Source organism: Ensifer sp. 2TAB8 (genome assembly GCF_052115125.1).
Classification (GTDB): domain Bacteria; phylum Pseudomonadota; class Alphaproteobacteria; order Rhizobiales; family Rhizobiaceae; genus Ensifer.
In genome coordinates, this window is sequence record NZ_JBFRGB010000011.1 from 66,502 (window position 1) to 91,430 (window position 24,929).

Annotated in this window: 19 protein-coding genes and 3 pseudogenes; 17 read left to right on the forward strand and 5 right to left on the reverse strand. The window is 63.3% G+C overall.

From position 1 onward, the window contains the following. Positions 1-43: 43 nt before the first annotated feature. The 3 genes from AB4Z53_RS18900 to AB4Z53_RS18910 are packed head-to-tail and all read left to right on the forward strand — an operon-like array spanning position 44 to position 2,834. Positions 44-931 (forward strand): carbohydrate ABC transporter permease, encoded by an 888-nt coding sequence (locus AB4Z53_RS18900; protein WP_441597104.1) that lies wholly within the window; start codon positions 44-46, stop codon positions 929-931. After that, on the forward strand, positions 928-1,749 hold the full coding sequence (locus tag AB4Z53_RS18905) for a carbohydrate ABC transporter permease (RefSeq protein WP_441597106.1): 822 nt from the start codon (positions 928-930) through the stop codon (positions 1,747-1,749). The genes AB4Z53_RS18900 and AB4Z53_RS18905 overlap by 4 nt, the downstream gene beginning before the upstream one ends. Positions 1,750-1,766: 17 nt before the next feature. Then, complete coding sequence (locus tag AB4Z53_RS18910) at positions 1,767-2,834, forward strand: ABC transporter ATP-binding protein (RefSeq protein WP_441597108.1); 1,068 nt, start codon at positions 1,767-1,769, stop codon at positions 2,832-2,834. 35 nt (positions 2,835-2,869) lie between these two features. Here the strand turns inward: AB4Z53_RS18910 and AB4Z53_RS18915 are convergent, their stop codons facing one another. Further along, positions 2,870-3,841 (reverse strand): quinone oxidoreductase family protein, encoded by a 972-nt coding sequence (locus AB4Z53_RS18915; RefSeq protein WP_441597110.1) that lies wholly within the window; start codon positions 3,839-3,841, stop codon positions 2,870-2,872. Between the two features lie 166 nt (positions 3,842-4,007). On the opposite strand from AB4Z53_RS18915, the gene AB4Z53_RS18920 reads away from it, so the two are divergent. Continuing rightward, on the forward strand, positions 4,008-4,877 hold the full coding sequence (locus AB4Z53_RS18920) for a LysR substrate-binding domain-containing protein (RefSeq protein WP_441597112.1): 870 nt from the start codon (positions 4,008-4,010) through the stop codon (positions 4,875-4,877). 54 nt (positions 4,878-4,931) lie between these two features. On the opposite strand, the gene AB4Z53_RS18925 is transcribed toward AB4Z53_RS18920, so the two are convergent. Next, positions 4,932-5,972: a dipeptidase gene (locus AB4Z53_RS18925; RefSeq protein WP_113541208.1), complete on the reverse strand. Its 1,041-nt coding sequence runs from the start codon at positions 5,970-5,972 to the stop codon at positions 4,932-4,934. A gap of 243 nt (positions 5,973-6,215) precedes the next feature. Here AB4Z53_RS18925 and AB4Z53_RS18930 point away from each other — a divergent pair, with 243 nt between their 5' ends. Together AB4Z53_RS18930 and AB4Z53_RS18935 are read left to right on the forward strand one after the other, a co-directional pair. Then, positions 6,216-7,736 (forward strand): serine hydrolase domain-containing protein, encoded by a 1,521-nt coding sequence (locus AB4Z53_RS18930; RefSeq protein WP_441597114.1) that lies wholly within the window; start codon positions 6,216-6,218, stop codon positions 7,734-7,736. An 87-nt stretch (positions 7,737-7,823) separates the two neighbouring features. Beyond that, a complete protein-coding gene (locus tag AB4Z53_RS18935) occupies positions 7,824-8,723 on the forward strand; it encodes a LysR family transcriptional regulator (RefSeq protein ID WP_441597116.1) in 900 nt (299 codons plus the stop codon). A 27-nt stretch (positions 8,724-8,750) separates the two neighbouring features. Here the strand turns inward: AB4Z53_RS18935 and AB4Z53_RS18940 are convergent, their stop codons facing one another. Further along, positions 8,751-9,617, reverse strand: a complete 867-nt coding sequence (locus AB4Z53_RS18940; RefSeq protein ID WP_441597118.1) for a D-amino-acid transaminase — start codon at positions 9,615-9,617, stop codon at positions 8,751-8,753. A gap of 71 nt (positions 9,618-9,688) precedes the next feature. Continuing rightward, positions 9,689-10,747 (reverse strand): DmpA family aminopeptidase, encoded by a 1,059-nt coding sequence (locus tag AB4Z53_RS18945; protein ID WP_441597120.1) that lies wholly within the window; start codon positions 10,745-10,747, stop codon positions 9,689-9,691. 479 nt (positions 10,748-11,226) lie between these two features. Between AB4Z53_RS18945 and AB4Z53_RS18950 the strand changes: the two are divergent. From AB4Z53_RS18950 to adiC, 4 genes and pseudogenes are all read left to right on the forward strand, one after another. After that, positions 11,227-12,342: pseudogene (locus tag AB4Z53_RS18950) on the forward strand (amino acid permease). 61 nt (positions 12,343-12,403) lie between these two features. Then, positions 12,404-12,784, forward strand: a pseudogene (locus tag AB4Z53_RS18955) (Orn/Lys/Arg decarboxylase N-terminal domain-containing protein); the annotation flags it as partial. Between the two features lie 33 nt (positions 12,785-12,817). Further along, positions 12,818-14,703: pseudogene (locus AB4Z53_RS18960) on the forward strand (lysine decarboxylase). Further along, on the forward strand, positions 14,687-16,456 hold the full coding sequence (gene adiC / locus AB4Z53_RS18965; protein ID WP_441597122.1) for an arginine/agmatine antiporter: 1,770 nt from the start codon (positions 14,687-14,689) through the stop codon (positions 16,454-16,456). The pseudogene AB4Z53_RS18960 and the gene adiC overlap by 17 nt, the downstream one beginning before the upstream one ends. Positions 16,457-17,050: 594 nt before the next feature. On the opposite strand, the gene AB4Z53_RS18970 is transcribed toward adiC, so the two are convergent. Continuing rightward, the gene (locus tag AB4Z53_RS18970; protein ID WP_441597124.1) at positions 17,051-17,971 is read right to left on the reverse strand and encodes a LysR family transcriptional regulator; all 921 of its coding nucleotides are present in this window, start codon (positions 17,969-17,971) and stop codon (positions 17,051-17,053) included. Between the two features lie 87 nt (positions 17,972-18,058). Here AB4Z53_RS18970 and AB4Z53_RS18975 point away from each other — a divergent pair, with 87 nt between their 5' ends. The 7 genes from AB4Z53_RS18975 (at position 18,059) to AB4Z53_RS19005 (ending at position 24,925) form a co-directional block, all read left to right on the forward strand. After that, on the forward strand, positions 18,059-19,042 hold the full coding sequence (locus tag AB4Z53_RS18975) for a TIGR03571 family LLM class oxidoreductase (protein ID WP_441597125.1): 984 nt from the start codon (positions 18,059-18,061) through the stop codon (positions 19,040-19,042). Positions 19,043-19,058: 16 nt separating this feature from the next. Continuing rightward, positions 19,059-19,883, forward strand: a complete 825-nt coding sequence (locus tag AB4Z53_RS18980; RefSeq protein ID WP_441597127.1) for an aldo/keto reductase — start codon at positions 19,059-19,061, stop codon at positions 19,881-19,883. A 13-nt stretch (positions 19,884-19,896) separates the two neighbouring features. Next, positions 19,897-21,099 carry an MFS transporter gene (locus AB4Z53_RS18985; protein WP_441597129.1) on the forward strand — a complete coding sequence of 401 codons (1,203 nt, stop codon included), beginning with the start codon at positions 19,897-19,899 and terminating at the stop codon, positions 21,097-21,099. 51 nt (positions 21,100-21,150) lie between these two features. Next, positions 21,151-21,474 carry a MoaF-related domain-containing protein gene (locus tag AB4Z53_RS18990; RefSeq protein ID WP_441597131.1) on the forward strand — a complete coding sequence of 108 codons (324 nt, stop codon included), beginning with the start codon at positions 21,151-21,153 and terminating at the stop codon, positions 21,472-21,474. Between the two features lie 246 nt (positions 21,475-21,720). Then, positions 21,721-23,064 (forward strand): extracellular solute-binding protein, encoded by a 1,344-nt coding sequence (locus AB4Z53_RS18995; protein WP_441597133.1) that lies wholly within the window; start codon positions 21,721-21,723, stop codon positions 23,062-23,064. 75 nt (positions 23,065-23,139) lie between these two features. Then, positions 23,140-24,030 carry a carbohydrate ABC transporter permease gene (locus tag AB4Z53_RS19000; RefSeq protein ID WP_441597135.1) on the forward strand — a complete coding sequence of 297 codons (891 nt, stop codon included), beginning with the start codon at positions 23,140-23,142 and terminating at the stop codon, positions 24,028-24,030. Positions 24,031-24,037: 7 nt separating this feature from the next. Beyond that, positions 24,038-24,925: an ABC transporter permease subunit gene (locus AB4Z53_RS19005; RefSeq protein WP_441597137.1), complete on the forward strand. Its 888-nt coding sequence runs from the start codon at positions 24,038-24,040 to the stop codon at positions 24,923-24,925. Positions 24,926-24,929 lie beyond the last annotated feature (4 nt).

Consider the following 24,929-nt stretch of genomic DNA (forward strand, 5'->3'; position numbering starts at 1 on the left):
TTCCGTCACCTTACCCGTCCGACAATAGACACAGATCGGTGCCATGACGACAGCCAGACCGCAATCCAATGCCCCTGAGTTCCGGCTGCTCGCCACGCCGCTCGTCCTCTTCCTGCTCGTGTTCCTGGGGTTCCCGGCGCTCGTCAATCTGATCTATTCAGTCTCCGAGGTCTCCTTCGAGACGCTGCGCCAACCGAAGTTCACGGGGCTCACGAACTTTCTCTCGGTCTGGAGCGATGCAGCCTTCTGGCAGGCGAGCTGGTTCTCGCTTCGCTTCGGCCTGCTGACCGCCATTCTCGAATGTCTGCTCGGCCTGTTTCTCGCGATCTTCCTGTCGCCGCTGATCGAAAAGCGCAGCTGGCTGATGGCGATCCTGATGCTGCCGCTAATGGTCGCGCCGGCACTGGTCGGCCTCATGTACCGCCTTGTCCTGCACGAATTCGTCGGTCCGGTACCGTATTATCTCTGGACCTATTTTGGGGCCAGCATCTCGTTCCTTGGGCCTGGCTCGGCCTTCTGGACCCTGGTCGTCGTTGAGACGCTGCAGTGGACACCGTTTACGCTGCTGCTTTTCTACATGGCCTATCAGGCGATCCCCTCCGAGATTGCCGAAGCATCCGCCATGGATGGGGCACGAGGCCTGCAGCGCCTGTGGTTCATTGAACTGCCCATGATGGGGCCGACGATCGCCGCAGCCTTGCTCATCCGCTTCATCGACGGCTTCCGGGTCTTCGACAACGTCTATGTGCTGACCGGCAGCGGCCCGGGGGGATCGACGGCATCATTGTCGATCTACATCTACGAAGCCTTCTTCAAACAGGGCGCCATCGGCAAGGCGGTTGCCGCCTCGGTCGTCCTGTTCGTCGCCTCATTCGCCGTGCTCTACGGCCTCAACGCTCTCGCCAGCCGGCGGAAAGGAGCCAAGCGATGATCTCAGCGCTCCGTTGGTTCGTTTTCGCCATTTCCGCCATCGCCTTGAATTTTCCGGTGCTAGTGACGCTTTCCACCTCGTTCAAGAGCGCGCGCGAGCTCTCCGGCAATCCCGGTCTCTGGGTACAGGCCCCGACATTCGATAACTACCGCACCGTCTTTGAGGTCTCCGACCGGCTGAACATCTTCCTTTATCTGTTCAACAGCCTCGCCGTGGCGCTGATGGGCACGATGCTTGCCGTGGCACTGGCGCTTCCGGCGGCCTACGCGATCGCTCGCGGCAGGATCGGCGAACGCACACTTCTGCCCTTCATCGTCAATCTGCGCGCCGTGCCGCTCATTATCTTCGCGATCCCGCTCTACATGATGTTCCAGTGGCTGGCGCTGCTCGATACGCGCCTCGGGCTGGGGCTGATCCTCACGATCGTCAACCTGCCGCTCGCACTCGTCATTCTCGTCAATGCTATCCGGGACCTGCCTGCGGAACTCGACGAGGCTGCCCTCATGGATGGCGCGAACCGCACACAGATCCTCATCAAGGTCGTGACCCCGCTCTGCCGGCCGGCGATCGTCACCAGCCTGATCTTCGGCTTCATCACCGCCTGGAACGAGTTCCTCTTCGGCCTGATGCTGACGACCTCCAAGGCGGTGCCGGTCACGGTCGGCGCATCCTTCTTCTTCGCCGCAAGCGGCGGTGGCGTGCAGTGGGGCGTCGCCTCCGCGGTGATGATCGTCGGCGCGCTGCCGCCAATGCTGCTCGGCCTTGTCATGTACCGCCAGATCAGCGGATCAATGACCGCCGGCGCGGTCAAGGGTTGATATTCCAGGAGATACGCATGGGTACAATTTCGCTGAGGAATGCCGGCAAGCGCTATGGCGCAGTGGAGACCATCCGGGAGCTCGACCTAGAAATCGCCGACGGCGAATTCGTCGTCATCGTCGGGCCTTCCGGCTGTGGCAAGTCCACGCTGTTGCGAATGATCGCCGGCCTGGAGGCGACGACCGCCGGGCAGATTCTGATCGATGGCCGGGATGTGACGTCCGCTTCGCCGGTCGATCGGCAGCTCGCCATGGTTTTCCAGTCCTATGCGCTCTATCCGCATATGACGGTCCGGCAGAACATGGGCTTTGGCCTGAGGCTCGCCAAGGTGCCGACGGCAAACGCCAAGGCCAAGATCGAGGCAGCGGCAGAAACGCTCAAGCTTACGCCATTGCTCGACCGCTACCCCAGGGAGCTCTCCGGTGGCCAGCGCCAACGCGTCGCCATCGGCCGGGCGATCGTCCGTGAGCCGGTCGGCTTCCTCTTCGACGAACCGCTTTCAAACCTTGATGCGGCGCTGCGGGTCGATATGCGACTTGAGATCGCCAAGCTGCATCGCACCCTCGGCGCCACCATGATCTATGTGACCCACGACCAGGTGGAGGCGATGACGCTCGCCGACAGGATCGTGGTGATGAAGGACGGGCGGATCATGCAGCAGGGTACCCCAAGAGACCTCTACGAAAAACCGGCGAACCTTTTCGTGGCGCAGTTCATCGGCAGCCCGAAGATGAACCTCCTGCCCTGCCGGCGCGACCAGGGCGGTCGCCTCGACCTGAGCGGCGAAGGCAATCTGACGCTTTCCATGTCGGGGATGGCTGAACCCGAGCAATTGGGGGCGCGACCCGAGCACCTGGCGCTGGTTGCACCGGAGAGCGGTCACTGCCGCGGCGTCGTCGAGGCGAGCGAATATCTCGGCGGCAATATGAGCGTCTTCGTTCGCGCCGGCCGGCTCGGCCTGATCAATGTCAGCGCGCCGGCCGACACACCTTTCCGCGTCGGCGAGGCCGTCGGGATCCGGATCGACGAAAGCCGGTCCTCCCTATTCGATGGTACGGGCGCCGCGATCGGCGCCCGTCACTAGGCCGCGGTTCGAATGCGCGATGGACACTGCCCGCGCTAAGGCAGCAGCACCATGGCGCCCGTCGTCTGGCGTCCCTCGAGCCGGCGGTGCGCCTCGGCCGCTTCGACCAGCGGCAGACGCGCGTGCACGGGGATCTTGACGGCGCCGCTCGCGACGACGTCGAAGAGATTCTTGCTCATCGCAAGCACATCCTCGCGCCGCGCCAGATGCGCCGGCAGCAGCGGCCAGGTGGCGTAAAGCGATCCCTTCTGCGCCAGCGTCGTGATGTCGAAGGGCGGGATCGGACCGGAAGCGGCGCCGAAACTCACGAAGTGACCGAAGGGGCGCAGGCTATCGAGCGACCCCTCGAACGTCGCCCTGCCGATGCTGTCATAGACGACATCGACCCCCTCGCCTTTGGTGATCTCGCGAACGCGGGCAGCGAAATCCTCGGCGTTGTAGTCGATGACATGGTCGGCGCCACTTCTCCTCGCCAGCTCGGCCTTTTCGGGCGCGCCAGCGGTGCCAATGACAGTTGCGCCGAGATGTTTCGCCCATTGCGTCAGGATTAGGCCAACGCCGCCGGCAGCCGCATGGACGAGGATGGTGTGGCCGGCCTCGACCCGGAAGGTCCGGCGCAGGAGATATTGCGCCGTCAGGCCCTTCAGCATCATGGCCGCACCCGTTTCGAAGTCGATATCCTCAGGCAGATGCACAAGGACACGCGCCGGCACATTGTGTTCCTCCGCATAGGCACCGAGCGCCTCGGAATAGGCGACGCGGTCCCCCGGCTTGAAGCCCTCGACGCCAGGCCCAACAGAGATCACCTCGCCCGCCCCTTCCTTGCCGGGGATGAACGGCAGCTGCGGCGGCGGGTAGGCGCCGTTTCGCAGGTAGACGTCGACGAAATTGACGCCGATCGCCCGGTTGCGCACGCGCACTTCACCCGGGCCGGGTTCACCGAGGTCGACATTTTCATAGGCGAGCACATCAGGCCCACCGTGCTGATACACGCGGATGGCTTTCATGGATCTGGTCCTCTGGTTGAGTTGGCTGCTCTTGGCAGCCTCTAGGCGACGGTCGATGCCGACCTGCCTGATGCTGCCCCACCTTCCTCGCTGGTCACATCTGATAGATAGCCACGCACGAGTTCCCGTTGTAGACTGATATCAATGACAACAGAGTTCAAGTTTCATGATATCTGATCAGGTCGGGATCGACCTCCTGCGCAGCTTCGTCGCGGTCTGCCGACAAGGCAGCTTGAACCGCGTCGCTACCCAGACCGGCCGCACCCAATCGGCGCTCAGCATGCAGATGCGCCGGCTCGAAGATCTGCTCGGCCGTCAACTCTTCACCCGCACCGGTCGCGGTGTCGTTCCGACGCCCGAGGGCGAACTGTTTCTGGGATACGCCACGCGCATGCTGGCACTCGGCGACGAAGCGGCGGTGCGTCTGCGACAGGCAGACTTGAGCGGTGGCGTGCGGGTCGGGCTTGCCGAGGAAGTGGCAACGACGGCGCTGCCCGAAGCGCTGGGGCGGCTGCGGCGCGGCTACCAGGAGATCCGGCTCGACGTGGTGGTCGAGCAATGCGTGGCGCTTGGAAAGACCTGGCCCGAAGGCGACCTCGACATCATGGTCGTGCCGACCTCGGTGGTCACGGCCGACGCCCTCACCACCTGGAACGTCGAACTGCAATGGGTCTGCGCTACGGACTACGCTTTCGACGAGACGCGGCCGATCGACCTCGTCGCCTTCGCGGCGCCCTGCCTCTGGCGCCGACGCATGATCGAGACGCTGGCGGACCAGGGCCGGGAACACCGGATCACTTTTACCAGCCAGAGCATCACGGCGCTTCAAGCCGCAATTGAAAACGGACTCGGTATTGGCTTGCTTCCGCCGGAAGCGATGCGCGCGGGCACAATGCGGGCGCTGCCTGCTTCGTCAGGTGTTCCGAAGCCGTTTGCCGTCCAGTATGGGCTCTTCGCCAGGGATCGGCGTACGGCCGCCGTCGATTGCGCGATCGGCGTGCTGCTCGAAGCCCTGCCGGCCACGTCAAGGACCTAGCGTGCTTCGTTGAAACGCTCGGACCGCCTGAGAACGTACCGCTCCGGGCGGCACTCAGGCGCCCCAGGTCGTCTCCAGCACGCGGATCCAGTTGCCGTGGCAGATCTTTGCGAGCGCGGCGTCGTCATAGCCGCGCGTGCGCAAGAGGTCGACGAGCAGCGGCAGGTCGGCCGCGCTGCGCATGGCCGCCGGGATAGTCGTGCCGTCGAAGTCCGAGCCGAGCGCGACGTGCTCGATGCCGATGCGATTGACGATGTAGTCGATATGGTCGACGAGCAGCGTCAGCGGCGTCTCCGGGTTCTTGACGCCATCCGAGCGCAGGAACAGGACGCCGAAATTGATGCCGGCGAGACCGCTGGTGTCCTTGATCGCGTCGAGCTGACGGTCCGTCAAGTTGCGGCTGTGCGGGCAGAGCGCGTGGACGTTGGAATGGGAGGCGACGAGCGGCGCTTGCGACAGCGCCGCGATGTCCCAGAAGCCCTGCTCGTTCATGTGCGAGAGATCGAGCATGATCTTCAGTTCGTTGCTCGTCCGCACCAGATCCTTGCCGGCCTCGCTGATGCCCGGACCGATATCCGGCGAAGAGGGAAAGCGGAAGGGAACACCATAGGCGAAGATGTTCGGCCGGCTCCAGACGGGGCCGAGCGTGCGGAGACCCGCGGCATGAAGCACATAGAGCGCGTCGAGATCGGCACCGACGGCCTCGATGCCCTCTATGTGCAGCACCGAGGCAAAGGCGCCCTTGGTCATGGCGTCGCGGATATCGGCAGCACTGCGGCAGATCTTCAGCCGGCCCTCGGATTGGCGCTCGATCCGCATCAACAGGCTCGCCATGCCGAGGGTGGCCTCGAGAGCGGTTTCCTGATCCGGCGTCGCAAAGTCGCCGCTGCCGTCCTTGGCCAGGCCCGGCGAGCCCACGTAGACGGCACAGAGACCGCCGGCAAGACCGCCCGTCTCCGCCTTGTCGAGGTCGATATGTCCGGTATCGACGCCATCGAGGAAGCGGCGTTCCGGCGCGCCACCCGGCGAACGCCAGAGCCGCGACAGCACGTCGTTATGTCCGTCAAAGACCGGGATTTTCGCTGGGGTCGCCAATTCTGGATCGCCTTCTCAACCTGTTGTCCTGTGTGCGACTCATGGATAGTCGCGGACGGACCATAGACATTGGGTGCGCGAACCGCACCCTTTTTCCCTGCCGGCCTAACCCAATGCAGGCCGGCCGGGCAAATGCAAACCATGCATGGACCCTGCCGGAATCGGAATTGGCAGCACAAGGTACTGTCGTGCTTAGACCGAAATACGCGCGGGAAACCGCCGCGGCCAGAATGGAGAATGGATATGACGAAGCCGGCATCGCTGGATTGGCAAGCCGCCGAAGCGACGACGAGACGCCTCACCGCACAATGGGGGGCCGACGAGCCAGGCGGCGCCGTCATTGGTTTCGACGCATCCGGAATCTGCTTCACGCATGCGGCCGGCGTCGAGAGCCTCGCGACGTTTGCGCCCTTCACGGTCGACAGCGTCGTGCGTTATGCTTCGCTCACCAAGCACGTCTTCTCAGCGATGGTGCTCGCCCATGCCGACATCATCGGGCTCGGCGATCCGCTCGGTCAGCACCTTCCGGAATTGCGCTCGCCGCTTGCGGACGTAACGGTTGGGCAGGCGCTCGACATGAGCGGCGGCCTGCCGGATACCCGCGAATGCCTGTCGTTGCTCGGCCTTTCCGTCTACACGGAAACCAAGGCCGGGCCGCTGCTAGAATACCTCTCGCGGCTGGAGCGACTGAACTTTGGTGCCGGCACCGAGGTCTCCTATTCGAACACCGGCTATCGCCTCATCGAAGCGGCGTTGGAGCGCAAGGGCTTCCGCTTCGACGATTTCATCCAACGGGAAATTGCCGAGCCGCTCGGCATCGCGCTGAAAGCGCCCGATGTCTGGAACGACCCGGTGAAAGGCCTCGTCCCCGGATACTGGAACTCGGGCGAAAACTGGCAGCTTTCGGCCGCGGGCCTGCACATTTCCGCGTCGGGCAGCCTCACCGGCAGCGCCCGGGCGCTTGCCATCTGGTTGCAGGCGCTGCTTGATGATGAAGGCCGCTTTGCGGGTCTCCTGCAGAAATTGCAGGAGACCCGGTTTCTGGCGGATGGGCGCCCGACGGGCTACGGCCTGGGCCTGCGCAGCTCATCGCTCGGAGGACACGAATTCGTCGGCCACGGCGGCTCGCATCCCGGCTACAAGACTTATTTCCTGCTCGATCCCGAAACGCGTGCCGGCCTCGTCGTCGTCTCCAATCGCGAGGACACAAACGGCTACAAGATCGCGCTTGAGAGCATGGCGGCGCTCACCGGCCTTCCTCTACCGCTACCCGCAGCCGATCTTGGCGACGGTTGCTATGTGACGGAAACCGGCCCTTGGTGGATCGAAATCAAGGGCAGCACCTGCACCTACCTCGATGCCGACGAGACGCTCTATGACGACGGCGAGGGCTGGGTCTCGTCGCGCTCCGCCTCATCACCTCTCCGGCTTCGCCGCGATGGCCCGGCGCTTGTCGGCGAGGCCGGCCACGCGGCTCGGCGCTTCCTTTCCGCGGCGACGCATGTGTCGGTTCCGGCATCGCTTTCCGGCATCTGGCGCTCGGACGAGGGTGCGGAATTCACGATCGAAAACGGCACAGTCTTGATGGGGGTCGGCCCGGTGCGCCAGGCCGTGACGCTGACTGCACTCGGCAGTGGCCGCTTCCTGTTCACCCTGGTCGATGGTCCCTGGGTCAAGCGCGTCTGCCTGCATCTCCTCGGGCCTGACCGTCTCGAGCTGGTGTCGAGCCGCGCCCGCATGATCGAATATCGTCGCCGCGCCTGATTTTTCTTGATGACGCGCGGGCGCTGCCGCAAAGAAGCCTGTCTGCCGGCGAATGGCTGAGCGGACTGGGCCTCCGGAGTGCATGTCTTGGAAATCAAATGGCTTGAAGACTTTCTGGCGCTCGCCAGCACGCTGAACTTCTCCAAGGCGGCGGATGAGCGTCACGTGACCCAATCCGCTTTCAGCCGCCGCATCCGGCAACTGGAAGCTTGGCTCGGCGCAACGCTCGTCGACCGGGCGACCTACCCTTCACGTCTCACCGAAGCCGGCGTGAAGTTCGTGCCGGTGGCGCAGGAAACGCTGAAACAGCTCTATCAGGCGAGGCGCAACCTTCAGCAGGAAGAGGGCTCCGACGCCCGCACCATCAAGCTGACGGCGCTGCACACGCTTTCCTTCACCTTCTTTCCGGAGTGGATGAGCCGCGTCAATGCCAAGATCGGGCCGCTCTTCTCCCGGCTTCGGCCGGACTCCGGCAGCATGGAAGAGAACCTCAATTCGCTCGTCGACGGCGAATGCGACTTCCTGCTCACCTACGCCCATACCCAGGTTCCGCACCTGCTCGACCCACAGGCCTTCGAGCATCGTGTGCTCGGACACGAGCGCATCATCCCCGTCTCGTCCGCGAGCAAATCAGGCGCGCCTATGCATCTGCTCGAAGGCGGAGCGAAACCCTTTCCGCATCTCAGCTACGAAAAATCGTCGTTCTTCGGCCAGCTCCTCGATGAGCTCATAAGCCCCAACCTGCCGCCGGCGCAAAGGGTGCACGAAGGCAGCATGTCCGTAGGACTGAAGGCCATGGCGGCTGCCGGTTGGGGCATCGCCTGGGTTCCCGAGAGCCTGATGACGGACGAGCTGGCGAACGGCTCGCTGGTCAGGGCCGCCGACCCGCGCTGGGACGTCAGCGTCGAAATTCGGCTCTACCGCGCCAAGGAGAACCGTCGGCCGGTCGTCGGCCGCGTCTGGCAGAGCGTTGGGGCTGTCGCGTAGGCGACAACCCGAACTCCCATTGACGAGCTAGATCGCCGTTCGCCGCGCGTGCTCCAGATAGAGTTCGCGCAGGCGTTTGACGACCGGTCCCGGTGCACCTGAGCCAACCGGCTTGCCGTCGATCCGGGTGATCGGTGCGACGAAATTCGAGGCGCTGGTGAGGCAGGCTTCGCGGGCGTTGAGCGCCTCTTCGAGCGAGAAGGGGCGCTCTTCCAGCGTCATTCCCTGCTCGGTGGCGAGTGCCAGTGCGGCCAGACGTGTGCAACCCGGCAACGTCTTTTGACTGTTGCCGCGCGTGACGATGCGGTTGTCCGCAGTCACGATGTAGGCGGTCGACGATGCGCCTTCGGTCACGAACCCGTCCTCGATCATCCAGGCCTCATCGCAGCCTTCAGCCTTGGCGATCCGCTTGGCGATCACCTGCGGCAGCAGGCATACGCTCTTGATGTCGCGGCGCGCCCAGCGCTGATCGGGCACGGTCTTGACCGACAGCCCCTTGGTTGTGGCGGTTCCGTTCACCAGCGTCTTTGCCTGGGTGAAGAGCACGAGCGTCGGCTTGATATCCTCGGAGAACAGAAAGTTCCGGTCCTCCGCACCCCGGGTGAGCTGCAGATAGACCATGCCCTCGACAAGGCCGTTCTCTTCGACCAGCCGCTTTTCGATGGCGACGATTTCGTCGGTCGATACCGGCAACGGCACATCGATTTCACGCGCCGAGCGTTCCAGCCGCGCCATATGCGATGCACTGTCGATCAGCTTGCCCTCGAGCACGGCGGTGACCTCATAGATGCCATCACCGAAGAGGAAACCGCGATCGAAGATCGAGAGGCGTGCTTCGTTCTCCGGCAGAAACTCGCCGTTGAGATAGACGGTGCGGATGGGCGGATGGGACATATGGGCTCCGTAAGAATTGGTTTGGCATAAGCGCGTGGACCGCAACGCAGGCGCGATCCACGGGCGCAAAGTCAGTGTTCGCTGAGCGCGCGAAGCTGTTCGAGCGAAATCGCCTCGACCGTGCTCGGCTTGCCGTTCGCGGCGTTGAAGCCATGCGTCGTGCGGGCCATGGTCAGCGAATTGAGGATGGCCTCCTCCGTCGCCTCGATGGCCGCTTCGAAGAGCGGCGACATCAGGTCGTTCGGAAGGTCGGGATATTCGGCGATCGCCGCCCGCCGCGCCTTCGTGCGGCGCACGGCAGAGGCCGTCGAGAAGGCGAGCGCATAGTCACCGGAGCCGTTGCTGAGCGCTGCGCCGGTGCGGGCAAGGCCGCCGAAGGCGCGCTCGGCAAGGCGCTTGAGATTGCGCGCAGAGAGCGGCGCATCGGTCGCGATCACGATGACGATCGAGCCATCCCGGTCATGTGCCGCCTGCGCTTCGTAGGCACGGCCGCAGACGGTGAGCCGGCCGCCATAGTTGGATTGAACCAGCACGCCGAGGGTGAAGACCTCCCCGGCCGTCTTGACGCGGCGCGAACTCGTGCCGATGCCGCCCTTGAGACCGAAAGCCACCGTGCCGGCGCCGGCACCGACAGCGCCTTCGTCCACGGGACCGGTCTTTGCGGCGACGAGCGCTGCGCCGATCTCGTCGATCGTCGGCCGACCGGCGCGGATGTCGTTGAGGCGGGAATCATTGGTCTCGCCGACCACCGCATTCAGCGACACGACCTTCTCGTTGCCCGGTTGCGCCAGCGTCCAGCTGACGATCGCCTCGATGGCGCGACCGGTCGCCAGCGTATTGGTGAGAACGATTGGCGTTTCCATTTCGCCGAGCTCTTCGATCTGGGTCGAGCCCGCGAACTTGCCGAAGCCGTTGAGCACGGCGAGTGCGGCCGGCACCTTGTCCTGAAAGAGGTTGCCTCCATGCGACAGGATGGCGGTGACGCCGGTGCGGATGCGTTCACCGTCGATCACGGTGGCATGACCGACCGCAACGCCCTCGACGTCGGTGATCGCATTCAGGGGGCCGGTCTCATAGGAGCCCGGCCGAAAGCCGAGGTCTCGAAGGCGCAAACGTGTGTCGTCGGTCATGGGGCTCCCACAGTCGTCACCTGTCATCTATCACGGAGCAGGCATTTCGTCGCAGGGACCCTACCCTCGCCGCGGACAAAACGGCATTTCAAAAATGGAATAGTTTCATGAGAAGCCTGCAACGCCGACCACCACTGAGTACCGACAATCCGCCGACGTCACTGGTCCGCCAGCCACGCGCCCCCACACCCTCCGCGCGCGTGAGCTGAGAACGATAAAGCAGCTGCAATCGTAGGATTCTGTTCATAAGGTCGCGGGGTCCTCGGTAGTGGAACGACCCCATCCATGACGAAGCCGCGTGATACGACCGCCGGCAGAACTCAGGAGATGACGGCGCCGCGGCCGAGCCTCGGCATCGGGGCCTGCTCAGCGCTTGTGGTCGGCAGTATCATCGGTTCCGGTTTCTACCTGTCGCCCGCCGCCTGGCACCTTATGGTGCAGCGGCCCTCGTCGGCTGGATCGGCATGGCGATCGCCGCCATGTGCCTCGGGCTGGTCTTTGCCCGGCTCGCCGGCGTCAAGCCCGCCACTGGCGGCCCCTATGCCTACAGCCGTATGGTTTTCGGGCCGTTTGCCGGTTTTCTGGTCGCCTGGGCCTATTGGATTTCGATCTGGGCATCGCTGCCGGCGATCGCCATGGTCTTTGCCGGCTATCTCTGCGTGTTTTTCCCCAACCTCCAGCACGTGCCCGGCGGCTTTACCGTCGTGTCCCTCGCCGCCATGTGGCTGGTCGCCCTCATCAACATGTTCGGCGTCAAGAGCGCTGGCCGCTTTCAGGTGGTAACGGACGGCCTGAAACTCGTTCCTTTCATCGCCATCGCGCTTCTCGGCCTCTTCTGGAGCCGAGAACCTGACACCCGTCAATCCGAGCGGCCTCTCCCTGCTTGGCCCCATTTCCGCATCCGCGCCRCTGACGATGTTTGCCTTTTTCGGCATCGAATCGGCGACGGTACCGCCCGGCGATGTCGACGACCCGAAGCGGACGATCCCGCGGGCGACGATCCTCGGCACGCTCTGCTGCGGGCTGATCTTCATCCTGGGTACGCTGGTGGTGATGGGCACCGTGCCACGCGAAACGCTGTGCTTTCCTCCATCGGTGCGCTCAACGGCTGGACGCTGCCGATGGCGCAGGTGCCGATGGCAGCGGCGCACGACGGGCTGTTCCCGCCGGTGTTCGACCGCCTCTCCAGCCGCGGCGTGCCGCAGCGGGGCATCATCGTCTCGATGCTTCTTGCCTCGGCCCTTCTTGTTCTGCAGACCTCCGGCGTCTCCGGATTGAGGGCGGTCTACAGGTTTGCCGTCGACCTTTCGACCACGGCGGCCATGGTGCCCTACGTCTTCTGCATCCTCGTCGAAGGCGCACTGTTCCTGACACTGATGCGCCCTCGGACGACGAATGGGCCGGCATCCGCATCAGCCCCTATCGGCCCTATGCGCTCGTCACCTTCGTCTTTTCCCTTTGGACAGTCTACGGCAGCGGACCTCAAGCGGGCCTCTGGTGCCTGCTGCTGCTCGTGGCACTGCCCGTATACCTGTCGGTTGAGAAGAGGGAGCCGTCCGCGAACTGACAGACAAAAATACCCCCCCTGCACCTAGCACCAAACTATGGAGAGGAATGGATATGAGCACGTCAATCAGGGGTCACCGCCGTCTCGGCATGAAAGCACTCGTTCTTGACGACGAGATCAGCGAGGAGAGCACGGCGGGTCGCGCCGTCCGGTCGCTGATCGCGGAACTGGAGCGCCGCCAGATCGAGGTGGTGACCGCAGAAAGCGCCGATGACGGCATTGCGGTAATCCGCTCCGACCCGACTCTCCAATGCGTGCTCGTCGACTGGGACCTCGGGCCGGAAGGCCATGAGCAGTCAATCGGGGTGGTAGCGGCGCTGCGCAAGCGCAACGGTGCCGTCCCGCTGTTCCTGCTTGCCGACCGCAGCGTTGCCTCCATCGTTCCCGCCGACATCATGGCGAAGGTCGACGATTTCGTCTGGATGCTCGAAGACACGATGGACTTCGTCGGCGGGCGCATCCAGGCGGCGATCGAGCGCTACCGCTCCACGGTGCTGCCGCCGATGTTCAAGGCACTCGTCCAGTTCTCGCAGGTTCACGAATATTCCTGGCACACGCCGGGCCACACCGGCGGCACCGGCTTCCTGAAGTCGCCGCCCGGCCGCGCCTTCTTCGAGTTCTTCGGCGAGCCGCTGCTGCGCTCGGATCTTTCCATTTCGGTCGGCGAACTCGGGTTGCTGCTCGATCATTCCGGGCCGATTGGCGCCAGTGAGAAGTATGCCGCGCGCGTCTTCGGTTCGCACCGCAGCTACCATGTCACCAACGGCTCCTCTACCTCCAACCGCGTCATCCTGATGGCGAGCGTCAGCCGCGACCAGATCGCGCTGTGCGACCGCAATTGCCACAAGTCCGCCGAACACGCGACGACCATGTCCGGCGCCGTGCCGACCTATCTGGTGCCGACCCGGAACCACTACGGCATCATCGGCCCGATCCCGCCGGAACGCCTGACGGCGGTGGCGATGCGCAAGGCGATCGACCAGAACCCGCTTGCGGCCGACCTTTCGGACAAGGAGCCCAAGCATGCCATCATCACCAACTCCACCTATGACGGCCTCTGCTACAACGTGACCCGCGTCGAGGAACTGCTCGGCGCCAACGTCGACCGGCTGCATTTCGACGAGGCCTGGTACGGCTACGCCCGCTTCAACCCGATCTATCGAGACCGCCACGCCATACACGGCGATCCGAAGGCGCATACGGCGGACAAGCCGACGGTCTTCGCCACGCAGTCGACGCACAAACTGCTGGCGGCACTTTCTCGGGCCTCCTTCATACACGTGCGCGACGGCCGCAAGCCGATCCCGCACGGGATCTTCAACGAGACGTTCATGATGCACGCCTCGACCTCGCCGAACTACGCGATCATCGCCTCGAAGTTTCGGCGGCGATGATGGACGGACCTGGCGGGGCGGCGCTCACCAATGAATCGATCGAAGAGGCCGCCTCGTTCCGTCTGATGATGTCGCGGCTTGCCAATGATGCTGCCGAGCGCGGCGACTGGTTCTTCGATTGCTGGCAGCCGGATACGGTGCGCGATCCGAAGACCGGTCGCACCAGCCCCTTCCATGAAGCCTCACCGGAATCGCTCTCGACCGATCCGTCCTGCTGGGTGCTGAAGCCCGGTGCCGCCTGGCACGGCTTCGGCGAGATCGAGGACGGCTATTGCATGCTCGACCCGATCAAGGTCTCGATCGTCACCCCGGGCGTTACGCCCGGCGGCGGGCTGATGCCGGTCGGCATTCTCGCAAGCCTCGTCACCGCCTTTCTCGACGCCAGCGGCATCGTCGTCGAGAAGACGACCGACTTCACCATCCTCTTCCTCTTCTCGCTCGGCATCACCAAGGGCAAGTGGGGATCGCTCGTCAGCGCGCTCTGCGACTTCAAGCGTGACTACGACGCCAACCTCACCCTCGAAGTGGCGATCCCGTCGCTGATCGAGGACCATCCGGAGCGCTACGCCGGCATGGGCCTCAAGGACCTCGCCGACACGATGTTTTCGGCGATGGACCAGCTGAAGACCACGGCGACCATGGCCGCCGGTTTCTCCGTGCTGCCGCATCCGGACCTAAGCCCGTTACGCGCCTATGAGCGGCTGGTGCGTGGCGAGGTGGAACAGGTGACGCTCGATCAGCTGGCCGGCCGCACCGTCGCAACGGGCGTCGTGCCCTATCCGCCGGGCATTCCGCTTCTGATGCCGGGCGAAAATGCCGGCCCCGCCGGCGGGCCGGTCCTCGGCTATCTCAAGGCGCTCGAAACCTATGACCTCCGGTTCCCGGGCTTCACCCATGACACGCACGGAGTCGAGGTCGAGGACGGCCTCTACCGCGTCTATGTCTTGACCCGTTATACCGGCTTCAGGAGCGACGAACATGGCTGCTGTCGATAGCGCTTCCAAAACCATCTCCGCGGGCGTCGAGGAGTCCGCCAAGATCGGCCTCGTTCCCGCGACCCTGATGGTCGCGGGCAGCATGATGGGCTCCGGCGTCTTCATGCTGCCGGCAAACCTTGCCGCGGTCGGATCCATCGCCGTCTTCGGTTGGCTGATCACCATTGCCGGCGCGATTGCGCTGGCGCTGACCTTCGCCAAGCTGGCGGCGATCGATCCTGCCGCCGGCGGGCCCTACGCCTATACGCGCAAGGCATTCGGCGACTACATGGGCTACCAGACGAACCTCATCTACTGGCTCGCCAACGTCGTCGGTAACGTCGGCCTGGCGGTTGCCGGTCTCGGCTACCTCACCGCCTTCTTCCCGATGCTACGGGATCCGCTGGTCTCGGCGCTGGCGCAGGTGGCGCTCATCTGGTTCTTCACCTACGCCAACATTCTCGGGCCGAACGTCGTCAGGCGGCTGCAGTCCTTCACCACCTCTTTCGCCCTGGTGCCGATCCTCGGCATGGCGATCTTCGGCTGGTTCTGGTTCTCGCCGGCGATCTTCTCCGAAGGGTGGAACGTGTCCGGCAAGGACAGCTGGGCAGCGATCATGACGACGCTTAACTTCACGCTCTGGGCCTTCATCGGCGTCGAAAGCGCGTCTGTGTCGGCCGGCGTCGTGCGTGACCCGCAGCGCAACGTGCCGATCGCAACCGTGGGCGGCGTCATCCTCGCCGCCGTCGCCTATATCCTGTCCTCGACGGTGATCATGGGCATGATCCCAAACAAGGAGTTGATCGCTTCCTCTGCGCCCTTTGCCGATGCCGCGCGCCTGGCGCTCGGCGATATGGCAGGTGCGGTTGTCGCAATCTGCGCAGCGCTTGGCTGCCTCGGGTCGCTCGCCGGCTGGACGCTGCTTGTCGGGCAGACCGCGAAGGCTGCGGCCGATGACGGACTCTTCGGCTCGATCTTCGCCAAGGTCAATTCCAAGGGCGTGCCCTCGGCAGGCCTTGCGGACGTCGCCGCGATCATGACTGTTCAGGTCTTCGCGACGATGTCGCCGACGGCCAGTGAGCAGTTCGGCAAGATCGCCTCGATCGCCGTGATGATGACGCTGCTGCCCTACATCTACTCGGCGATCTCCATCAAGATGCTCGGCGACAAGAAGATGCCGGCGAGCACCTACAACTGGTACGTGGTCATTGGTCTCGCCGCGGCCATCTACAGCCTGGGTCGCGCTCATCGGTTCCGATGGCGAGCAGACGCGCTGGTCACTGATCTTCGTGATCTCCACAATCGTGTTCTACTCGGCCGCGATTACCCGCAAGCGCGAGATCGACGAGAAGCACATCGACCCCGGCGGCCACGCTCCGACCTGGATCCGCTATGTCACCGTGACGGTGACGATCGCCGCCCTCGTCGCGCTGTTCTGGGTTTCGGTCGGCCGCCACCGTGCCGAGACGCTGCGCACGCGCTCGCCGGTCCCGCTGGCCGAAAGCACCGTACAACCCGCCGCCGGATCGCCGGCGGCCGTGCTGCCGGCAGATGGCCAACCGGCGCAGTAGGCAAGAAAAGAGGGGCGGCAGGTTCATCCGCCGCCCCCTTCTTTCGGGCGCTTCCAACAGTCGACGTATGCCGACCGTTCGAGCGGCACGCGCCGGTTACAACGCCACGGCCGACAAAAGACGATTTCCTGCAGCGAAATACGGCATCTGCCGTATTTTCCGGATCAGCCATGGGGGCTAGCCTCCACGCGCCCACGCCGTGAATTTCCGTTTTCCATCAATACCCTGCGCCACGGATGCGCCGCGCTGCCGGGCATCGGGGAAATGCCTTGCAAATGAACTGCCGCACCGCCATCCACCTCGCCCTGCGCATCTTATCGACCGCATTGTCATCCATGGCATTCGCCGCAGACAATGGCGATCCCAGCGATCCTAAGACATGGCGCACTGCGGAGTTCAACGCACAATGACAATTGCATTAGCTGAGTAAAGGTAGAAAGTTTAACTTCTAATACGCATCGAACGATATGAGAACGCCGCAGGTACGAAAGTGGTCGGCTAACCCGTTCGAATTAGAGAAACCTCGAACAATTGGCCGGTTGGGGAACAACGGCCTGTGACGCACGTTGCCGTACGCTGAGTGAATACGGGAAAACGAGATGCGAATAATACTGGTAGCAATAGTCGCCTCGATCATGAGCATACTTGCGTTCAAATATGCAGACGGCGCCTTTGGCAACGCTAACCTGGTGGCGACGGCCGACGAACTGTCAGAAAACTGACGTGCGTCGCCTGGCACCGCAACTATTCTCGGACGCACCGTTCCTCACAGATGAGGCCTTGCCGCCGCCCGAACGTCACGCAGCGCGAGCCGGTGCGCTCCCAAGAAACCGTTGCAGTCGAGGAGAGACGAAATCGAGGAAGACCCTGACGCGTTGCGGCAAGCGCCCGCCCGCAAGGAAGAGCGCGTGGATATCTTCCTCGTCCTCTGCAACCACGTCGCTCAGAACTTCGACGAGACGGCCTTCCTGGATATCCGCCCGAGCATGGTAGTCGCCGAGCCGCGCGATACCGACACCGGCCACGGCCATGCGCCGGACCGTTTCACCATTGTTGGCAAGCAGCGCCCCATGCACCGCCCGATCGACGATACGCCCGCTCTCCTTCATCGGCCAAACCGGTGCGGAACGGCGAAAATTGAAACCGAGGCAATTGTGCTGCGCCAGATCATCGACGGAGGTCGGCGTTCCATGTCGGCTCAGATATTCGGGCGCAGCCACAATCTTCCGTCTGGCCGTCCCGATCTTGCGTGCCATCATCGTCGAATTCGGCAACGGCCCAATGCGGAACGCCACGTCGGTACGATCGAGATAAAGGTCGACGATTTCGTCGGACAGCGACAGATCGACAACGACGTTCGGATAGGCCTTCCAGAACTCGGGCAAGATCGGCTCAAGCCCGAGCACGCCAAAGGCAACGGAAGCATTCACCCGAACAGTCCCGCCGGTGCTCGACGCCCCCTGCGAAAGCTCTCGTTCGACCTCATCGAACTCGTTCAGCAGCAATTGGCCGCGCTCATAGTAGATCCGCCCTTCGGTCGTGAGCGCAAGGCGACGGGTCGATCGCTCGAAAAGCCGCACTCCGAGGCGGGTCTCCAGCCTTGCGATCAGCTTGCTGATCGTCGATGGCGTCATGCGCAGCAGGCGCGCCGCTTCCGAGAAGCTGCCTGCATCGACGACGCGGACAAAGACCTGCATTTCCCCTGTGCGATTATCCATGACGAATCCTACTTGTGAAAAACTTTCACAGAAAATGTGGAATGACAGCGACTTATCAAGCGGATCGCCCCCGCATATCTGTTCGCCATGTCAAAAATCTCAGCTCTCAACCTGATCCGCAAGCCGGATGTTATGACCCTCGGCATCGAATTGCCGCTCGACAACGATTGGTCGCCCGAGGGCTTGGCGCGAGCGCGCGCCACCGGCCGACCCCATGGCGTACCGGATATGTCGTCGCAGACGGATCTGATACGGCGAGCGGACGCGCTTGGCTTTGCCGCCACCTGGGCCCGCGACGTGCCAGTCTTCGACCAGGTCAACATGGGCGATGCCGGTTCGGTCTACGACGTCTTCACTCTGCTCGGCTTCCTCGCCGGCGTAACCCGCCACATGGCGCTGGGCACGGCAGCAGTCGTGCTACCGATCCGCCATCCGCTGCTGACGGCAAAGGCCGCCGCCTCGGTAGACGCACTGTCGGGAGGACGGCTCCTGCTCGGCGTTGCGTCCGGGGATCGTCCTGTCGAATACCCGCTGCTCGGCCTCGATTTCGACGGCCGCGGCGAGCGCTTTCGAGAGGCCGTTGGCTACATGAGACAGGCCTGGCAGCCGGGCGGCCTGCCGGTCGACGGCCGACGTGATCCGACACTCGATATTCTTCCGCGCCCGGCGCAGGCAAGCATTCCGCTCATTGTCGCCGGCCAAGCACGCCAGGACGACGCATGGCTTGCCACCAACATGGACGGCCGTTTCGCCTATCCCGGAAGCCTCGAAAAACTGTCCCTTCAGACGAAAGCCTGGTCCGATGCGACAGCACACAAGGGCGCGTTCATCAGCGCCTTTCATCTCGATCTGCTCGAGGACCCGAGCGCACCCGCTCAGCCGATCCGCTTCGGTGCCCGCCTCGGCCGCAAGGCTTTGGTCGAACACTTTGGCGCGCTCGCCCGGGTCGGCGTCGATCACATAGCGATCAACCTTCGCCAATCAAGCCGCCCGCCGGCAGAGGTGATCGAGGAGCTTGCTTCCGATGTGATGCCGCGGCTCGGCAAAATTCCCGCAACTCATGCTGTTTGAACCCATGGAGAAACCTATGAAATTCGTCAATTCGCACGGAGCCACCATTCCTTCGCTCGGCTTCGGCGTGTTCCGCATGTCGGACGCCGAAGTGGAGAGCGTCGTTCCTGCCGCGCTGGAAGCGGGCTTCCGCCACTTCGACACTGCACAGATCTATCAGAACGAAGCTGCCCTCGGCCGCGCCCTGCAGAAGGCCGGCGCCCGCCGTGAGGACCTTTTTCTGACCACGAAGGTCTGGGTGGACAACTATAGCCCGGAGAGATTTGCTGCGTCCGTCGAGGAAAGCCTCGACAAGCTCCGGGTCGATCACGTCGACCTGCTGCTTCTCCACTGGCCGGCCGATAAAGTGGCGATCTCCGGCCAGGTCGACTTGCTGAATGCGGTCCAGGCCACAGGCAAGACCCGCTTCATTGGCGTCAGCAACCAGAACATCGCGCAGATGAACGAATCCATCGCGCGCAGCGCTGCCCCCATCGTCACCAATCAGATCGAGGTGCATCCCTATCTCGACCAGAACGCGGTGGCGGAAGCGGCCAAGTCCGCCGGTGTAGCCATCACCGCCTATTACGGCATGGCAGACGGCGAAGTGCCGCGCGATCCGGCTTTGCAGGCGATCGCCGGAAAGTACGGCAAGACGGCAGCGCAGGTCGGCATTCGCTGGCTGATCGAGCATGGCTACGTCGCTCTCTCGAAAACCGCCAAGCCGGGACGCGTTGCCGAAAATTTCGATGTGTTCGACTTCGAACTCAGCGCCGAGGACATGGCCGCGATTTCCAAGCTTGCACGCCCCGATGGTCGGTTGGTCAGCCCTCCCGGACTGGCGCCTGTCTGGAACAAATAACGGAGAACTCGCAATGAGTGCTACAAACGCACAGGAAAGTGCGGCGCCGGCGGCTGGTTTCAACTGGCCGCTTCTCGCGCTCGCGATCGGTGCCTTCGGCATCGGCACCACCGAATTTGCGCCGATGGGCCTCCTGCCCGTCATTGCTGATTGCGTCGGCGTATCGATTCCGACGGCCGGTCTCCTCGTCAGCGCCTATGCCATCGGCGTAATGGTCGGTGCGCCGATCATGACGCTGGCCTTTGGCCGCTTTGGCAAGCGGACGGCGCTGATGCTGCTCATGGGCATCTTCACGCTCGGCAACATTCTCTCGGCCTTCGCGCCCGACTATTGGACCTTGCTCGCGGCCCGGCTCGTGACGAGCCTCAACCACGGGGCTTTCTTCGGCCTCGGTTCGATTGTGGCGGCAAGCATCGTATCGCCGGAAAAGCGCGCAAGTGCTGTCGCCACCATGTTCATGGGCCTGACGATCGCCAATATTGGCGGCGTTCCTGCAGCGACCTGGATCGGCCAGCAGATTGGCTGGCGCATGTCGTTTGCCGGAACGGCGGTTCTCGGCGTCGTCGCCATCACCGCCCTGTGGCTGTCCCTGCCACGTGGCGAGGCGGGCAAGATGCCGGACGTCGCAAAGGAGTTGAAGGTGATCACCCGCTCGGTCGTGCTGCTGGCCATGGCGACAACGGTCATGGGCGCCGGGGCGATGTTCACGCTCTACACCTATGTCGCGCCCGTGCTGTCTGAGCTCACGCACGCATCCGAGACCTTCGTCACGCTCGCACTCGTCTTGATCGGCGTCGGCTTCACCATCGGCAACGGCCTCGGCGGCCGGCTGGCCGACTGGTCGCTGGATGGGGCAACGAAGATCTTTCTTGCCGCTCTCGCCGTCATCATGCTGCTCCTGCCCTTGGCTCTGACGACCCATGTCGGCGCGGCGATCGGGCTCCTCGTTTGGGGGGCGGCCACCTTCGCGATCGTGCCACCAGTGCAGATGCGGGTCATGCAGGCGGCGGCCGAGGCGCCGGGTCTCGCCTCGTCGATCAATGTCGGCGCATTCAACCTCGGCAATGCGGTGGGAGCGGCAGTCGGTGGCGGCGCCCTCAGCGCGGGCCTCGGCTACGAAGCCGTTCCGATTGCCGGCGGCTTGCTGGCAACTGCCGGCCTGGTTCTGGTGCTCATCGGAACCCGCGCGAAAAACGCGGCGCCGGCACTTCGATAAGCGGTGCAGGACGTTGGGAAACCCAGATAACTTACTGACGGAGATGAGAAAATGACCGAGGCCTTTCCTCACGCTGGGAAGCGTTTTGAAGTCGACTACGGCGATTTGGTGGCTATCAACGCCTACAGCACCGACGGACGCACGCTCTATTATGAGATTACGTCCGGTCCGATGACGGGCGCATCCGGCACCGTTGAATTTCAATGGCGCCGGCTCAGCGAAGAGATCTATGCGATCTCCTGGCAGGAAGCGGACGGCTCGACCGTCGTCCACGTCGATGACTTTCAGGCAGGGCGATCGCTTTCCTTCTTCACGACCCTTCAGGGGCAGTTCTTCCGCCTCGAGGGAAGTTTGCGGCACTCGCCCGAGCGGTAATCGCGGCTCGGGGCTTGTCGCTCCGGCTGTCAGCCTGGCGCCATCCGACACCGGGTCAACGACTACCGCCTGAGAAACGGAGGCGGCGCAACGAGAGCGCGCGCCGCCTCCTCAAAGCGTAATCAAACTTTCATTTTTCCATCATGCAGATTGGCAAGGACTGTCACACTCAACTGTTAGCAAGCGCCCGGCTTCATTCGTGCCACCGATCCTGGTGTCCGCCAATCTGCAAGGAGCGTTTTGCAAATGAGAGTCTCCGTCACTACGTCCGTATTTATCGGCCTGATGGCCAGCGTCGCGTTTGGCGCGCCGGCAGCCGCAGCCGAGAAGACGAAATTCGAATTCTGGTACGGCCTTTCGGGTGATCTTGGCGAACGCGTCCAGGATGCCTGCAAGAAGTTCAACGACAGCCAGTCCGAATTCGAGATCGTCTGCACCTCTCAAAACGGTTACGACACGACCCTGCAGAACACGATTGCCGCCTACCGTGCCAAGAAGCAGCCGGCAATCACCCAGATCTACGATGCCGGCACGCTCGACATGATGCTCTCCGGCGCCTTCGTGCCCGCCAAGAAGCTGATGGCCGACAACGGCTACACCATCGACTGGAACAATTATTTCGGCGGCATCGCCAACTATTACGCAACGGCAAAGGGCGAGTTGAACTCCTTCCCGTTCAACTCCTCCACCGCGATGTTCTATTACAATGTCGACGCCTTCCAGAAGGCCGGCATCGACTTCAAGCCGGACACCTGGGAACAGGTCGAGGAGGCAGCCCGCAAACTGAAGGCGGCCGGCTTCGAGTGCCCGCTGGCGTTCAACTTCGACACCTGGCCGCTGATGGAGCAGTTCTCCGCAATCCACAACCAGCCGCTTGCCACGAAGGGCAATGGTTACAATGGGTTGGACGCTGAACTTGTCGTGAACAAGACCAAGTTCGTGGATCACGTTAAGTTCTTCAAGAAGATGGCCGACGAGAAGCTCTTCGTGGTCAAGACCAAGCAACTCGGCATGGATATCGTCCCGGCCTTCACGTCCCAGACCTGCCAGATGATCCAGACCTCGGTCGCCGACCACGGCACGATCGGCAAGACCCTTCCCGAGGGCGTGAAGTGGGAAGTTGCCATGTTGCCCGTATGGAAGGGCACGGAGCGGCAGAACTCGCTCGTCGGCGGCGCATCGCTCTGGGTGCTCGCCGGCCGTCCGGAGGCGGAATACAAGGGCGCTGCCGCCTTCCTCAACTACCTTGCGACGCCGGAGATGGCCGAGTGGTGGTCGACGGTGACGGGCTACATCCCGGTGACCAAGACCGGCTTCGACGCCATGAAGGCCAATGGCTTCTACGACAAGGCTCCCTACAAGGGGCGCGAACTCGCGATCCAGAGCCTGTCGTTCACCCCGACCTCGGAAAACACCCGCGGCATTCGCCTCGGCGGCTTCACGCAAATCCGCAAGGAATTCGCAACCGCCCTCGAAGCGATCTTCATGCAGAACGCAGACGTACAGGCCKAACTCGACAAAACGGTTGAACGCGGCAACGCCGTTCTGCGCCGTTTCGAGAAGACCTACGCCGGACAGACGCTGAACTGACATCTGATCCGCCCGGAGCCCGCCGCAATATCGGCGGGCTCCGATCTCTGTTCTTGCGCATTGGAATTTCGACATATGGACAAGCGCGCGGCCTTTCGCAGCTGGTGGCTGCCCAGCCTCTTCGCCCTGCCGCAGATCATTTTGATCCTGCTCTTTTTCTACTGGCCAGCGGTCGCCGTGTTGCGATGGGCCTTCACGCTGGAGCCGCCGTTCGGCGGTGCCGCCGAATTCGTCGGCCTTGCCAATTTCCAGGAAGTGTTTGCCGATCCGCTCTACTGGAACTCCGTTGGCATCAGCCTCGCATTTGCCCTTTGCGGCACGCTTGCCACCATTTTCATCGGCCTTGTTCTTGCCCTTGCTGTCGACCGGCAATTGCCGGGCTCTGCGCCGTTCCGGTTCCTCTACATTCTGCCCTATGCAATTGCGGGGCCCGCAGCCGGCATGGCCTTCCGCTTCATCCTGTCGCCGGAGCGCGGGATGATGGCATCGGTCAACGCCGTCTTTCCTGACTTCTGGAACCCGGCCAAGTATGGCAGCCACGCCCTCATCCTCGTCATTGTCGTCTTTGCCTGGAAGTGGGCGGGCTACACCTTCATCTTCCTGCTCGCCGGCCTGCAGTCGGTTCCGCGCGCGCTCATCGAGGCGGCCGCGATGGACGGCTGCGGCCCGATCCGCCGCGCGGTCGATATCCAGATACCTTTGCTGGCGCCAACGCTCTTCTTCCTGCTGGTCATCATGATGACCGAGGGCTTCGTCGGCGCCGATACCTACGGCATCGTCGCCCGCACGACGGATGGCGGCCCGAACCACGGCACCGACGTGATGGTCTATCGCATTGTCGAGGAGGCGTTCCGCGGCCTGAACTACTCCGGCGCGTCGGCCCAGAGCCTCGTGCTCATCGGCCTCATCATGATCTTCACCTTCATCCAGTTCCGCTTCATCGAGCGCCAGGTCCATTACAAGTGAGACTCCCATGATCCAGCGGACCCCCTTTGCCAACGCGCTGACCTATGGCGTGATGATCTTCGGCTTCCTGCTGCTGATCGGCCCCTTCATCGTCATCGTGTCGGGCGCCAGCCAGACATTCCAGCAGGTCAACGCCATCCCCTTCAGCTTCGTGCCGCAGGATCGCCTCTTCGAGAACATGCGCGCGGCCTGGTCGCGCGCCAGCCTCGGGACGGCGATGCTGAATAGCTTCGTGATGGCGAGCCTCGTCACGGTCGGCAAAGTGGCGCTGTCAGCGCTGACGGCTTACGCCATCGTGTTCTTCCGAACACCGCTCAAAGGCTTTTTCTTCTGGATGGTGTTCATCACCCTGATGCTGCCGCTCGAAGTGCGCGTGGTGCCAACCTATGCGGTTGCCGCCGATCTGTTCCAACCAATCCGATTGCTGATTTCCGCCGTCACCGGCTTCGAGATCTCCGTCGACTGGAACCTTCTCAATTCCTATGCCGGCCTCACATTGCCGCTGATCGCCACGGCGACCGGGACCTTCCTCTACCGCCAGTTCTACCTGACCCTGCCGGACGAACTGGCGGAGGCGGCACGCATGGACGGTTCTGGCGCGATCCGCTTTTTCATCGACATGCTGCTGCCGCTCTCGCGCACCAACATGCTGGCGCTGACCACGATCATGTTCGTCTACGGCTGGAACCAGTATCTCTGGCCCCTCCTGATGGTGACGGACCCGCAGTACAAGACCACGATGATGTCGCTGGTTGCGCTCCTGCCCGCCGACAACGGTACGCCGGACTGGAACGTGACGCTCGCCGGTTCTCTGATCATCATGCTGCCTCCGCTCATCGTCGTCGCCGTCTTACAGCGGTGGTTCGTTCGCGGCCTCGTGGCGACGGAAAAATGACCCC